The 12,628-nt window shown below is 69.8% G+C and carries 13 protein-coding genes and 2 pseudogenes; 7 read left to right on the top strand and 8 right to left on the bottom strand.

Translation table 11 applies throughout. The features are described from left to right. Positions 1–98 (top strand): CGNR zinc finger domain-containing protein (locus tag CCN51_RS53895; RefSeq protein WP_211303312.1); only part of this gene is annotated, 98 nt, incomplete at its 5' end. 200 nt (positions 99–298) lie between these two features. Here CCN51_RS53895 and CCN51_RS44910 read toward each other — a convergent pair. Both CCN51_RS44910 and CCN51_RS44905 read right to left on the bottom strand, forming a co-directional pair. Beyond that, positions 299–1,228: an SDR family NAD(P)-dependent oxidoreductase gene (locus CCN51_RS44910; protein WP_014172863.1), complete on the bottom strand. Its 930-nt coding sequence runs from the start codon at positions 1,226–1,228 to the stop codon at positions 299–301. Between the two features lie 47 nt (positions 1,229–1,275). Beyond that, the gene (locus tag CCN51_RS44905) at positions 1,276–2,163 is read right to left on the bottom strand and encodes an SDR family NAD(P)-dependent oxidoreductase (RefSeq protein WP_043485946.1); all 888 of its coding nucleotides are present in this window, start codon (positions 2,161–2,163) and stop codon (positions 1,276–1,278) included. 71 nt (positions 2,164–2,234) lie between these two features. Here CCN51_RS44905 and CCN51_RS44900 point away from each other — a divergent pair, with 71 nt between their 5' ends. Both CCN51_RS44900 and CCN51_RS58560 read left to right on the top strand, forming a co-directional pair. Continuing rightward, positions 2,235–3,170 (top strand): LysR family transcriptional regulator, encoded by a 936-nt coding sequence (locus tag CCN51_RS44900; RefSeq protein ID WP_014172865.1) that lies wholly within the window; start codon positions 2,235–2,237, stop codon positions 3,168–3,170. Between the two features lie 104 nt (positions 3,171–3,274). Then, a pseudogene (locus tag CCN51_RS58560) lies at positions 3,275–3,536 on the top strand (hypothetical protein); the annotation flags it as partial. Here CCN51_RS58560 and CCN51_RS44890 read toward each other — a convergent pair. Next, positions 3,418–4,914, bottom strand: a complete 1,497-nt coding sequence (locus tag CCN51_RS44890; RefSeq protein ID WP_264349549.1) for a DHA2 family efflux MFS transporter permease subunit — start codon at positions 4,912–4,914, stop codon at positions 3,418–3,420. The pseudogene CCN51_RS58560 and the gene CCN51_RS44890 overlap by 119 nt on opposite strands. Positions 4,915–5,038: 124 nt before the next feature. On the opposite strand from CCN51_RS44890, the gene CCN51_RS44885 reads away from it, so the two are divergent. Then, positions 5,039–5,374, top strand: coding sequence for an ArsR/SmtB family transcription factor (locus CCN51_RS44885; RefSeq protein WP_043485948.1), 336 nt, complete (start codon positions 5,039–5,041; stop codon positions 5,372–5,374). Between the two features lie 160 nt (positions 5,375–5,534). Here the strand turns inward: CCN51_RS44885 and CCN51_RS44880 are convergent, their stop codons facing one another. The 5 genes from CCN51_RS44880 to CCN51_RS44860 all read right to left on the bottom strand — a co-directional run bounded on the left by CCN51_RS44880 (position 5,535) and on the right by CCN51_RS44860 (position 9,850). Beyond that, entirely contained in the window at positions 5,535–6,398 is an 864-nt protein-coding gene (locus tag CCN51_RS44880; protein ID WP_014172868.1) for a hypothetical protein, read from the bottom strand. A gap of 73 nt (positions 6,399–6,471) precedes the next feature. Next, on the bottom strand, positions 6,472–6,894 hold the full coding sequence (locus CCN51_RS44875; RefSeq protein WP_106436283.1) for a hypothetical protein: 423 nt from the start codon (positions 6,892–6,894) through the stop codon (positions 6,472–6,474). A gap of 159 nt (positions 6,895–7,053) precedes the next feature. Then, positions 7,054–7,971, bottom strand: coding sequence for an RNA polymerase sigma factor SigJ (sigJ, locus tag CCN51_RS44870; protein WP_014172870.1), 918 nt, complete (start codon positions 7,969–7,971; stop codon positions 7,054–7,056). A gap of 112 nt (positions 7,972–8,083) precedes the next feature. Continuing rightward, the gene (locus CCN51_RS44865) at positions 8,084–9,301 is read right to left on the bottom strand and encodes a globin domain-containing protein (RefSeq protein WP_014172871.1); all 1,218 of its coding nucleotides are present in this window, start codon (positions 9,299–9,301) and stop codon (positions 8,084–8,086) included. Positions 9,302–9,409: 108 nt separating this feature from the next. Further along, on the bottom strand, positions 9,410–9,850 hold the full coding sequence (locus tag CCN51_RS44860) for an RrF2 family transcriptional regulator (protein WP_043485950.1): 441 nt from the start codon (positions 9,848–9,850) through the stop codon (positions 9,410–9,412). 190 nt (positions 9,851–10,040) lie between these two features. On the opposite strand from CCN51_RS44860, the gene CCN51_RS44855 reads away from it, so the two are divergent. The 3 genes and pseudogenes from CCN51_RS44855 to CCN51_RS44845 form a co-directional block, all read left to right on the top strand. Continuing rightward, positions 10,041–11,330 (top strand): ABC transporter substrate-binding protein, encoded by a 1,290-nt coding sequence (locus CCN51_RS44855; RefSeq protein ID WP_014172873.1) that lies wholly within the window; start codon positions 10,041–10,043, stop codon positions 11,328–11,330. A gap of 49 nt (positions 11,331–11,379) precedes the next feature. After that, a complete protein-coding gene (locus CCN51_RS44850; protein ID WP_014172874.1) occupies positions 11,380–12,318 on the top strand; it encodes a carbohydrate ABC transporter permease in 939 nt (312 codons plus the stop codon). Positions 12,319–12,332: 14 nt separating this feature from the next. After that, positions 12,333–12,628: pseudogene (locus tag CCN51_RS44845) on the top strand (carbohydrate ABC transporter permease); the annotation flags it as partial.

The following is a 12,628-nucleotide window of genomic DNA, read 5'->3' as shown; positions in this document are numbered from 1 at the left end:
TGCTGCGCCACGGTCGCCGCCACTGGTGCTCCACCCGCTGCGGCGACCGCGCCCGCGCCGCCCGCGCCTACGCCCGACGCACCCGCCCGGAAGCGTGATGCAACGCGAGCGGCCGTCGGGCGGTACGGCGAGTCAGAACGCCGCGCTACCGCGGCGCCTCAACCGCCGCGCCCATCCCCCGCGACTCGGCGACGGCCACCGCCGCACGCACCAGCGCGGCCACGCCGCGGCTGCGGGAGCGCTCCGGCCAGGCGATGACCAGTGCGGCGGGAGGGCAGCGGGCCGGACGCCCGGCGGTTCAGCTCGCGGCCGCAAGCTGCTCCTGCGAGAGCGTCCACAGCCGCCGGGCGCCCGCCGGGTCGATGGCGTAGCGGGCCACGCCGTGCAGGGTGCCGGTGCGGCGGTCGACGATCTCGGTCTCGTTGCAGTCGGAGAAGTAGCGGCCGCCGATGCCTTCCAGCAGGGGTGAGGTGGCGAGGAGTACGGACGTGGCGGCGCCCTGCTCGACCGTCTTGATGAGCTCGGCCGGGACCCTGCCGCTACCGCGGCCGCCGGTGTGGCGCTGGAGGTTGGTGTAGATGGCGCCGGGCATCAGGGCGTTGGCGGTGATGTTGTCGGCGGCCCAGCGGCGGGTGGCCTCCACCGCGAAGAGGACGTTGGCGGTCTTGGACTGGCCGTAGGCGAGCCAGGGGTCATAGCGGCGGAAGGCGAAGTGGATGTCGTCCCACACGATCGGGGACTGCTGGTGGCCGGTGGAGCTGACGGCGACGATACGGGCGGCGCCGTCGGCGGCGAGCGCGTCGTGCAGGCCCGTGGCAAGGGCGAAGTGGCCGAGGTGGTTGGTGGCGAACTGCCACTCCCAGCCCTGTTCGGTGTACTGCTCGGGGCAGGCCATGACACCGGCGTTGTTGACCAGGATGTGCAGCGGGCCCTGCCAGGCCGTGGTGAAGGCGGTGATCGACGCCGGATCGGCGAGGTCCAGCTGGTCGACGTACAGATCATGGTTTCCGGTCGCTTCGGCGATGTCCTTGGCGACGCGCTCGCCCGCCGCCACATCACGTACGGCCAGGGTGACGGCCGCTCCCGTACCGGCCAGGGCGCGGGCCGTTTCCGCGCCGAGACCGGAGGACGCGCCGGTGACCAGTGCGCGGCGGCCGGTGAGGTCGATGCCCTGCGCGACCTCTGCGGCCGTGCTGGAGAAACCGTAGGGTGTGGTGATGGCGGCCATGAGTGAACTCCCTGTCCAGGTACGTCAGTTGGGGCGAGGAATCGGGATCAGGCGGTGAGTATGCGGTCCTGTTCCACCGGGGGCGTGCCGCCGTGCCAGTCCAGGACCTTGCCGAAGCGGATCAGCTCGCCGTACAGGGCGGGGTCGACGTGCTCGGTGAACACGAGGTCGAGCACGGCCCCGGCCGCCTGGGAGGGCGGTTGGGCCTGGCTGTAGTCGCTGAACCATGGCCGGGAGGTCGCGGTGTCGACCATGCCGGGGCAGACCGAGGCGATCAGGGTGTCGGTCGCCAGGTCGCGCTCGCGGCGGGTGGCGGCGACCGCGCGTACGGCGGCGACCTGGGCCACCTTCGAGGGCACGTTCAGCCAGCGCGGCCAGCCGGCCTCTTCGGCGGTGTTGTTGTGGATGGCGGTACGCCAGGACTCGACGGCGTACTCGACCTGGTCGAGGCTCGCGCCGTCGAACAGGTGGCGCACCCGGGGGCCGAGGTGGCCGAGGGTGCCCAGGCTGCCGGCCACCACGAGCAGCCGGCCGCCGGGGCGCAGGACCGGGCCGAAGGAGCGCAGAACCGCGTGGGTGGCGGTGTTGGACACGTCGATGAACTCGTCGGCGCGCTCGGCCTGCGACTCGTCCGGCAGCAGGCGGGCGACGGCGTTGGAGATGACCACGTCGACGCCGCCGTACTGGCCACGCAGCTCGTCGGCGAGCCGGTCGATCGCGTCGGTGTCGGTGACGTCGAGGACCCGGCCCCGCACCTGGGCGCGGGTGCCGGGCAGCCGCGCCACCTCGCGGGCGGCATCGCCGACGCGCCGCTGATCGCGTCCGGTGAGCAGGACCTGGTCGTCCGTTCCCATACGGACCGCGAGACCTTCGGCGAGGGCCCGGCCGAGGCCCTGGTTGGCGCCTGTGACAAGGGCGATTCGGGGAGCGTTCATACCGCAACGGTAGGAACGCCCCGGCTCATGAGTCCAACGAAACTTTGGCACGGCTATTATGCGTAAACGTCATGGACTTCACCGATGTGTCACTGACCGCGCTGCGGGTGTTCCGCGCGGTGGCCGAGCAGGGGACGTTCACCGCCGCCGCGGCGTCGCTGGGGTACACCCAGTCGGCGGTGTCCCGGCAGATCGCCTCGATCGAGCGGGTCGCGGGCGCGGAGCTGCTGGAGCGGCGGCGTGGCGGGGTGCGGCTGACCGCGGCCGGGCGGGTGGTCATGCGCCGCGCCACCGTCGTGCTCGACGCGATCGACGCGACCGCCCGTGAGCTGTCCGGCCTGCCGGAACAGGGCGGCACCGTGCGCCTCGGCTGGGTGCCCAGCGCCGGTACGACCCTGGTGCCGCACGCCCTGTCCGCGCTGCGGCGCAGCGATCCGGGTGTGCATGTCGTCAGCCGCGAAGGTGGCACCCCGGCGCTGGTGCGCGCCCTGCGGGCGGGCAGCATCGATCTCGCCCTGCTGTCGTCGGCGCCGCCGTTTCGCACACCGGACGACGAGTCGCCCCCGCTGGAGTTGCAGACGCTCACCGAGCGCGCCCTCTGCTTGGCCGTGCCCGCGGCGCACCCGCTCGCCCGCGGGGATTTCGTCGATGTGGCCGATCTGCGCGGACAGCGGTGGATCGCCGGTTCGTCGTCCGGCGCGGACCGGTTCATGGGGGTGTGGCCGGGCCTGGACGAGCGGCCCGAGATCGTGCACACGGCCCGCGACTGGCTGGCGAAACTCCATCTGGTGGCCGCGGGCTGCGGGCTGACCACCGTGTCCTGCGCGCTGGCCCCCGCCGCGCCGCCCGGCGTACGGATTCTGCCCGTGCGCGGCGGGCCGCAGGAGCTGCGGCGCCTGCTCCTGGCCCGGCTTCCCGGGCCGCCGGCCGAACCCGTCGTCCGCCTGGCGGCCGCTCTGCGGGCCGCGGCCCTCGCCGACGACACCGACACCGTCCCGAATCCGTGACGCACGGCCGCCGGGCCGCTCGCCCAACGAGGCGGCGGCCCTCGAAACCGCTGTGACTCCTCGGTATCGGCCGGTAGCGTGCGGGGACGACCTCAGGGAGTGGGCTGGTGCGACCGGTGCTGCTGGTGCATGTGGACGGACCGCTGAATCCGTACGCGGCCAGGCCGCACAGGCGTCCCGAGGGCTACGAGACACACCGCCTGCGCCTGGGCGCAGGGCCGCCCGTTCGCGTGGGTCGACGACGAGATCACGTACGCGGATCGGGTGTGGACTCGAGAACACCACGCGGGTCAGGCCCTGCTCCGCCACGTTGACCCTGGGACCGGTCCGACGGCAGAGGACTTCGCCCTGCTGTCGGACCGGGCACACGGCTCGGCTCGGACTTCACCAGCCACAGACCGGTGAACACCGCGCCGGCCAGGGTGACGGCGCCGGCCACGACGAAGGCGCTGTTGAGGCCGGCCTCGAAGGACGCGCCACCGGACTCCCGGGTGCGGACGATGGCTCCGAGCACGGCCACGCCGAGCACCGCGCCGATCTGACGGGTGGTGCTGCTGATGCCCGATGCGAGGCCGCCCTCCTGCGGGCTGACCGCCTGGATGGCGGCGCCGGTCAGCGGGGACATGGTCAGGGCGAAACCGATGCCGACGACCGCCAGCCGCCACCACACATTCCCGTATCCGGTGTCCGCGTGCACAAAGCCCAGCGCCAGCAGCCCGAGACCGGCCAGAGCCAGGCCGGTGGTGACCACGATCCGGAAGCCGTACTTCGCGGCGAGGCGGCCCGCGTACGGGCTGACGATCACCATGGCGAGGGAGGCGGGCAGGGTCTGCAGACCGGCGCGCAGAATCGAACTGCCCTGGACGTACACGAAGAACTGGGAGAAGAAGAAGGACGAGCCCATGAGCGCGAAACCCACCACGACCATGGCCGTGTTGGACACCGTGAACAGTTGCTGCCGGAACAGCCGCAGCGGCAGCATCGGCGTCGAACTACGTGCTTCGACGGCGACGAAGACGGCGAGGATCACCACCGCGGCGGCGAAGCTGCCCAGGATCACCGGCGAGGTCCAGCCACGGGAACCGCCCTCGATCAGCCCATAGGCCAGCGCCCCCACACCCAGGACGGACAGGACCGTCCCCGGGATGTCGATCGCCGGCGCGCTCGGATTGCGGGACTCGCTCAGGACACGCAGTCCGGCCAGCAGCAGGACCGCGCCGATGGGCACATTGACGAGGAAGATGGCGGGCCAGCCGAAGGCATCCACCAGAATGCCACCGGCCAGCGGTCCGGCGGCCAGGCCGATTCCGCTGAATCCGGCCCACAACCCGATCGCCTTGACTCGTTCCTGCGGTACGGGATACGCGGCGGCGAGCAGCGCCAGCGAGGCGGGGCTCAGCGCCGCGGCCCCGATACCCTGCACCGCCCGTCCGGCGATCAGCCAACCGATCGACGGCGCGACGGAGCACACCACGGACGCGACGGTGAACACCACGACGCCCGCCAGGAACACCCGCTTGCGGCCGAATCGGTCGGCGAAGACGCCGCCGGACAGCAACAGCATGGCGACCAGCAGCACATAGGCGTCGACAATCCACTGCAGACCGCTCAGCTGGGTGTGCAATCGCTCCTGCATATCGGGCAGTGCCGCGCCGACGATGGTGCTGTCGAGCAGCACCATGAACTGCCCCAGACAGGCCACAGCGAGTAAGGCTGCCCGAGCCGATCGATTGCCTACGGCCACCGATGATCCAGCCGTTGTCGTGCCTTTGCGTACGGTCAACGCCGTTCCCTCCCACGTTGCGGGTGCTCCGGCAGAAGATAGTTCCATAATCCCGAACTGTCGAACAGTTTGGTATCGTGGAGCCATGCGACCGCTCCCCCAGCCCGCCCGCGAGTCACTGACACTCGCGCCAGTGCTGCATGCGCTCAGCGATCCGGTGCGCTTGGAATTGGTGCGGCGGGCCCGGGGCAATCCCGAGTCGACCTGCGCCGTGCTCGCCGACGGTATGGATGTGCCGATATCGACGCTGTCCAACCACTGGCGGATCCTGCGCGAGGCCGGGCTGATCAGCATGACCGTCGACGGCAGACACCGGCGGATCCGGCTGCGCGCCGACGACCTCAGTGACCGCTTTCCGGGCCTGCTCGATCCGATCCTGCGCCTCGCCGCGGCCGAGTCGCCCAACAGTGAGCCGCTGTAGGATGGTTGCCGCGCCGCACCGCTCGTGCCGCGGCGAGAGCGGGAGATCGGGCTCCGCTCATCAGCGGCTCAGCCGACGCCTGACCACATCGCGACCACGACACCCTCGCGCTGATCGGCCCCGAGCAGCACGGCTGACCCGCCGCATCACCACCTCGGCGTCAGGCGTCGTCGTGAGCGTCGACGTTCGTCAGGTATCGGGTCCGCGCGAGACGGATCCGGGCGAACCACTTCGCGTGCTGCTGGATCTGCCGCTCCTGGTAGTCGGCCTCGGTCCGCCACCAGATGCGCACCAACGATGTACGGCGCTTGCAGGCGACATCGGCCCGGGCGGTGGCGATCTCCGCTTGCGAGGGGGAATCCCCTGTCCACCGGTGGTCGTTGTTGGCGGCCATCGGGTCCGGGTAGCGGAAGCCCTCGGCACGCATACAGGCGCTCCAGCGGGCGAACGCCTTGACCACGTCCGGATGGCGTTTGGCGCGCTCGTAGGTGTCGGCCGAGATCCGGTCCAAGCGGCCGAAGTCGACTTTGGGCACGTTGCGCAGCAGCTCGCGGGCCGCCTCTTTCTCGCAGCCCGACGTGCCGTCCCTGCCGTAGGCGGCTGTCCGCTCCTTCGGGGTGAGTCCCTCCTCGCGCCGGGCGATCCATGCCTCGGCGGCCTCGGAGCGAGGATCGGGCAGGGGGTGGTATCCGTACCGCTTCGCGGGCTCCGCTTCGATCAGCCCGTACCGACCGCGGTTCGGCCAGGACTCGGTGCGGCGCTCGGGCAGCCGGAGCCACTGGAATCCCCTGCGCGCCATGCAGGATCCGATCAGACGGTCCTGCGCCACCGCGATCCGTGCCACCTGAGGGCTGTCGAGGGTGTAGGCGTCGAAGGGAAGGACGAGGTTTCTCACCTCCCGCGTGGGGGCCGGGGGCCGGGGCGTGTGCCGCGCGGGGCTGCTGCCCGCTGGGTCGGCTCCGCCGCTGGAGCATCCAGCGGCGACCAGGCACACGGCGGCCACGGCGGCCGGGCGAGCGCGCATCACATCAGCTCCCTGGGGAGCCGGGGCGCCCCACGTCGCGTGGCACGTGGGGCGCCCCGGCGGAAATCAGGCGTCAGTTACACCACTTGTAGAGCGAGCTGGTCTTGTAGCCGACCCGGTTGTTGGCCAGATTGGAGTCCCAGCTCCACGGATCCATCTGGGTTTTCCGACCGCGGTTCCAGTAGTCCGTCCACAGCGTCCAGTAACAGCCGCGGGTGAGATTCTTCACCGAGCGGATATGGTCGTTGACCTTTCCCCCATTGTTGAACCGGTTGTCGGACAGCTTGTAGTCCGACTTGCAGAACTTCTTGTAGCCACCGGTGTAGTTCGTGTACTGGTACGCGTGCAGCGGCGCGGGGCACGCCGCCGCAGCGGTCGTGGCACCACGTGCGTGGTCCGGTGCGGCGGGGCTGGCGCCCGCCGTCGGCGCCAGGAGAAACGCGCCGGCGACCGCCATGGCCCCCGCGCCCAGCCCAAGCCGCATTTGCTGCCTCATAACAGGTTCGCCCCTTTCTTCCCGGGCCGACACCATCGGCCCGATATGGAGGATCCTGCCGACCGGGCCGACCGGATGTCATTCGCATGGGGCGACAGTTGCTTAGCACTGCGTGCCAGCCTGGTGGCGCCAAGCCGCCGCTACGGCTGCCGACTGCCGCTACGGCCGGCGCGGAACAGCTCGGTGCGACGACCGCTCGTACGCCCGGAGCTTCTCCGGCGTCAAGATCCAGTAGAACCCGTCGATCCCGTCCCGCCCCACGGTGATGGTCACCAGCGCGGTGGTGACACCCTCCTTGGCGGTCAACAGAGCGGGAAGGCCGTTGACTTCGACAATGCGGTACTCGTCCCAGGGGATGAACCTCTTGGCGAATGTGCTGATCCTGGCCACACGCAGAGCGCCCATGACCGCGACCCGTGCCACTCCCCGCATGCCGTTGCCGTCCGCGTAGGCGACGACGTCGGCCGACAGCAGCTCCTCAAGGGCGTCGATGTCGCCGGTCGCCGCGGCGGCGAGGAAGGCTTCCAGCAGGCGCCGGAGCTCCGCCGTGTCGACGGGTTCACGGCGCTCGGCCGACAGTCGCTTACGGGACCGGCTGACGATCTGCCGTGTGTTGGCCTGGCTCAGCTGCAGAATGTTCGCGATCTGGTCGTACGGGTACTCGAAGGCCTCGCGCAGCACATAGGCCGCCCGCTCCACGGGATTCAGTTTCTCCAGGAGGAACATCACGGCCAGCTCAAGGGCCTCGCCGCGCTCGGCACCGACGTGCGGATCCATGCTGGTGTCGATCGGCTCGGGCAGCCACGACCCCACATGTGACTCGCGCCGCACCCGCGCCGACTGGGCCACGTTGATGGCCAGCCGCGTGGTCGCCGTCGCCAGGAAGGCCCCCGGATTCTCCACGACACTCCGGTCGGTGCCCTGCCAGCGCAGCCAGGCGTCCTGGACGACGTCCTCCGCCTCGTCCACGCTGCCCAGGATGCGGTAGGCGATGCCGAACAACCGGGGTCGCAGCTGCAGGAAGTCCTCCGCCGCCGCTTCGAGCGAGTCAGGGGTGGGCTCGTCTGACCTGTTCATGCCGCCAATGCCTCCGCTGTTGGACCGACCCACTCTGTGCTCGTTGCAATCCTAGTAATCCGGTCGCTTTTCAGCGTCACCGCTGGTCAGCGGCGTGAAGTGTGCTGATCTGCTACTTGCTGAGCCAGAGGTCGGGGCCGAAGACCTCGTAGTGGACGGCGGAGGGGTGCAGTCCCTTGCGGAGCAGATCGCCTCGTACCGCGCGCATGAAGGGCAGGGGGCCGCACAGGTAGGCGGTGGTGTCCTCCGGCAGGGTGAGGTTGTCGAGGGTGGCCCGGCCGGGTGACACGTTGAGGGCGGGGTGCTGGTCGGCGTTGTTCTCGTACCACAGGTGCAGGGTGGCGCCCAGCAGACGGTCGATGAGCTCGGCCTGCTCGTCGCGGTGGACGTGGTCGGCGGGTGTGCGGTCGGCGTGGATGACGGTGACGGGGCGGGTGGAGCTGGTCAGGGCGAGGTGGTCGAGCATGGAGAGCATGGGGGTGATGCCGATGCCGGCGGAGGCGAGGAGGAGCGGGGTGTCCGCGTCGGGCAGGACGAGATCGCCGGCGGGCAGGGACACCTCGAGGGTGCGTCCGGGGCGGGCATGGGCGTGGAGCCAGGAGGAGACCTCGCCGTCGAGGGCGGTGCCGTCGGCGGACTTCTCGCGCTTGACGGTGATGCGCCAGGTCTTGTGTCCGGGGGCGGTGGACAGACTGTACTGGCGGATCTGGTGGCCGCCGTCCGGCAGTTCGACGCGGACGCTGACGTACTGTCCGGGCTGGAAGGCGGTGGCGGGCCGGGCGTCGGGGCGGCGCAGGACCAGGGAGACGGCGTCGGGGGACTCCTGGTGGCGTTCGGCTATGTCCATCTGCCGCCACACATCGCCGTCTTGGACCGACGCCTGGGCGTACAGACGGGCTTCCATGGCGATCAGGGAGTTGGCCATCAGCCAGTAGACCTCGTCCCAGGCGGCGGCGACCTGCGGGGTGACGGCGTCGCCGAGGACTTCGGCGACCGCTGCCAGCAGATGGCGGCCGACCAGGGTGTACTTGTCGGCGGTGATGCCCAGCGAGACGTGCTTGTGCGCGATGCGCGACAAGATGGCGTCGGAACGTTCGTCGGGACGTTCGTCAGGGCGTTCGACCAGCAGGGTGGCGAAGGCGGCCACCGAACCGGCCAGCGCCTCGCGCTGGGCGCCGTTGACCTGGTTGGCCCGGTTGAACAGATGCCGCAGCAGCTCCGGACGCTCCTCGAACATCCGCTGGTAGAACCGCTCCGTGATCGTGTTCAGGGAGGCCCCCACCGCGGGAAGCGTCGCCCGCACGACCGGGACCGCCTGCGCTGAAAGCATCAGACACACACCTCTAATCTGCATCTAAGATTCGCATTTTTGGCCGCGAAGACACCACACACAGCGCGGCGAACGGCATCGAGCACGGTGGCCGGCGGCCGTGGCCGATCAGCCCGGGGCGGAGCCCAGCGTCAGCAGTACCGGCCCCGCCGGCGAGGCCACCAGATCGGCCACGGTCACCTGGTCCAGCGAGGCATAGAACGCCTCCTGCGCGTCACGCAAGGCCCGCCGCAATCGACAGGCACCGGCCAGCGGGCAGGGGGCCTCCCCCTCGCACACCACGGCCTCACGGTCCCCCTCCAGTACCCGGATCAGCTCGCCCACCCGCGTGTTCCGGCCCGCGTCGGTGAGCATCAGCCCGCCGTTGCGCCCGCGCCGCGCCTCGACGACCCCCAGGTGCTGCAGATGGGCGATCGTCTTCGCCATATGCGTATAGGGGACGTTCATGGAATCGGCGATGAGCCTCGTGGTCAGCAGTTCCTCGCCGTCCATGACGGCCAGGCGCATCACCGCCCGAAGCGCGAGATCCGTGTACCTGGTCAGCCTCACGCCCACACCTTAGCAATGTTGCATTTGTCATGCGTATTTTACGGAGTGTGCACCGCGTCACGCGGGCCATGCCCGAAGAAGACCCCACACCCAAGGGCTTGACCGGAAGCGAAGTGGCTCCTACATTCCTCACACCCTCGAGGTAGATCGATTAACCACCCGTTAACCGCCTGGTTGGAGACACCCCGCAGTGCACTCACCGCTGACTAGGCGCGGCATCCTCGCCGCCGGTTCCGGCCTCGCCGCCGCGACCGTCCTGCCTGCCCTGTCCGGCTGCTCCCTGGTGGCCGCGGCGGACTCCGATCCCGATACGCTCGTCGTGCACAGCCAGCTGGGCACCACCGCACCGGGATCGCCCACCTACCTCGCGTCCCTGGACCGTTTCCGCAAGGAGAATCCGGGGCTCAAGGTCAAGAACCTCATCAACGGCGACGACCTCGCGCAGGTCTACGAGACCTCACGGCTGGCCCGCAAGGAGCCGGACGTGGTGATGGTCAACCTCTATGACAAGACACTGGCTTGGACGGACGTCGGCGCCACCGTCGACGTCAAGGGCTACCTGGACGGCTGGGGGCTGCGCGAGCGGGTGCGCCCGGAGGCCCTGTCCGCGTGGACCGACGCCAAGGGCAGGCTGCGGGCCTTCCCCTACTTCGCCACGAACTGGCCGATCGCCTACAACAGGGCGCTGCTGGACCGGGCGGGCGTCGACGCGATACCCACCACGGGTGATGAGCTGATCGCCGCGTCCCGCAAGCTGCGCGCCAAGGGGATCGCGCCCGTGACCGTCGGTGGCAACGACTGGACAGGGCAGAAGTTGCTCGCCCAGATCATCCAGACCTTTCTGACCGAGGACGAGGCCCGGCACGCCTACTCCACCGGGGACTTCGGCAGCAGGGGCGCCCGGGGGGGTATCGACTACTTCGTAACGCTGCGGGACGCGGGTGTCTTCGCCGACAAGGCACAAGGCCTCACCTCGGACTTGATGACCACGCAGTTCAACACCCAGTCCGCGGCCATCGAGTCGGCAATGTCCTCGGCGCTGGCGAAGGTACCCGAGGAGGTGGCCCGGCACACCGAGGTCGGTGGCTGGCCACTGGCCGACGGCGCCGCACACGACAAGCCCACCATCCTGCGGACGTACACCCTGATCGGGTTCTGGATCAGCCCGAACGGTGTCAAGAAGATCGACGCCGTCGAGAAGTTCCTGCGCTTCATGTACCACCCCGACACCGTCTCCCGGTTCATCAAGGAGAGCGGCCGCGACATGGCGCTGCGCTCCGACACCGTCAGCACGGACTTCCCGCTGGTCGCCGCCGCGCAGCGGCTGGGCGCCGGCGTGAGCCAGGTGCTGCTGCCCGACGTATACGTCCCGCCCGTGGCCGCCCAGCCGCTGATCACCGCGACCAGCACATCCTTCACCCGAGGCACCAGCGCCACGAAGGTCCGCGCCGCGCTCGAAACCGCGTACCGCTCCGCGTGACCCCCCGCCCGCTCGCTCATATCAGAGCCCACCTCACGGAAGCCACCTCATGACGACGCTGACGTCGACCCCGGGCGGGGCCACGATCCGCCACCCCGCTCCGCCCTCCGCCACAACCGGTTCGCGTACGCCCCGACAGGGCGGCACGATCCTCGCCGTCCCCGCGCTGATCTGGTACGCGATCTTCATGATCGGTCCGGTGATCGCCATCTTTGTGATCGCCGCCCTGCACTGGCCGGGGATGCTCCAGCCGGTGTCCTTCGCCGGTCTCGACAACGTCCGCACGGTCTTCGACGACCCCGTGTTCTGGGACGCGGTGAACAACACCGCCGTCCAGCTGGCCGTGGCGCTGCCGATCATGATCGTATGCGCCTATATGCTGGGCTACTACGTTGCGCAGAAGCCCCCCGGACACCGTGTCATCCGCTATCTGCTGTTCATCCCCGGTCTGATCTCCACCCCCGCCAAGGCCATGGTGTTCTACGCGGCGCTGTCCCCGGACGGTCTGGTCAACGGCGGGTTGCAGTCCGTGGGGCTCGGTTCGCTCACCGACGCCTGGCTCGCCTCGCCGTCGACGGCTCTGGCCTGTCTCATCGCCCTGGACATATGGAGCGGGATCGGCTTCACCGCCGTCCTGTTCGCCGCCCGGCTCGACAGCGTTCCGGACGAGCTCGGCGAGGCGGCGCAGCTGGACGGGGCCGGACACTGGCGGACCATGTGGCGCGTCCACTTCCCCGTGATCCGCGACTATGTCGGCGTCGTCACCATGCTGCAGTTCCTGTGGACCCTCTTCGGCTCGGCGCAGCACGTTCTGCTGCTCACCCAGGGCGGCCCCGGCAGTTCGTCGACAACGCTGTCGTTCCTCGTCTACCAGAAGGCGTTCATCGCGGCCGACCTGGGTTACAGCCAGACCGTCGGCGTCATCCTCTTTCTGGCCGGGCTCGTCGGGCTGCTCGCCATCCGCCGCGTGTTTCGCCAGAACTACTGATCGGAGCGGTCACCATGAAACTCAGCAAACGCTGGCTGCCCGCACACCTTCTGGTGTGGACCTACGCGGTGCTGCTGATCGTGCCGCTCTACTACTTCCTCGCCTCCGCGTTCAAGAGCAACGAGGAGATCTTCGCCCACCCCTTCGCCCTGCCGGACTCGCTCGGCTTCGGCAACTTCCGGACGGCGTACGACAGCGCCTCCCTGGGCCAGGCCATCGTCAACTCGGCGCTGGTGACGGTCCTTGCTCTGGCGCTGACCCTGCTGCTGGCGCTGCCCGCGTCGTTCGCGCTCGCCCGGTCGACCGGGCG

This window comes from Streptomyces milbemycinicus, from assembly GCF_002154605.1.
GTDB lineage: Bacteria > Actinomycetota > Actinomycetes > Streptomycetales > Streptomycetaceae > Streptomyces > Streptomyces milbemycinicus.
Note: the sequence above shows the minus strand (reverse complement) of the source record. Positions and strands in the feature narration are given on the sequence as shown.

What these genes read in the sequence shown, in the direction of transcription:
- CCN51_RS44910 (WP_014172863.1), bottom strand. Translation starts at nt 1,228, where the DNA reads ATGGCCGCCATCACCACACCCTACGGTTTCTCCAGCACGGCCGCAGAG.
- CCN51_RS44905 (WP_043485946.1), bottom strand. Translation starts at nt 2,163, where the DNA reads ATGAACGCTCCCCGAATCGCCCTTGTCACAGGCGCCAACCAGGGCCTC.
- CCN51_RS44900 (WP_014172865.1), top strand. Translation starts at nt 2,235, where the DNA reads ATGGACTTCACCGATGTGTCACTGACCGCGCTGCGGGTGTTCCGCGCG.
- CCN51_RS44885 (WP_043485948.1), top strand. Translation starts at nt 5,039, where the DNA reads ATGCGACCGCTCCCCCAGCCCGCCCGCGAGTCACTGACACTCGCGCCA.
- CCN51_RS44880 (WP_014172868.1), bottom strand. Translation starts at nt 6,398, where the DNA reads ATGCGCGCTCGCCCGGCCGCCGTGGCCGCCGTGTGCCTGGTCGCCGCT.
- CCN51_RS44875 (WP_106436283.1), bottom strand. Translation starts at nt 6,894, where the DNA reads ATGAGGCAGCAAATGCGGCTTGGGCTGGGCGCGGGGGCCATGGCGGTC.
- sigJ (WP_014172870.1), bottom strand. Translation starts at nt 7,971, where the DNA reads ATGAACAGGTCAGACGAGCCCACCCCTGACTCGCTCGAAGCGGCGGCG.
- CCN51_RS44865 (WP_014172871.1), bottom strand. Translation starts at nt 9,301, where the DNA reads ATGCTTTCAGCGCAGGCGGTCCCGGTCGTGCGGGCGACGCTTCCCGCG.
- CCN51_RS44850 (WP_014172874.1), top strand. Translation starts at nt 11,380, where the DNA reads ATGACGACGCTGACGTCGACCCCGGGCGGGGCCACGATCCGCCACCCC.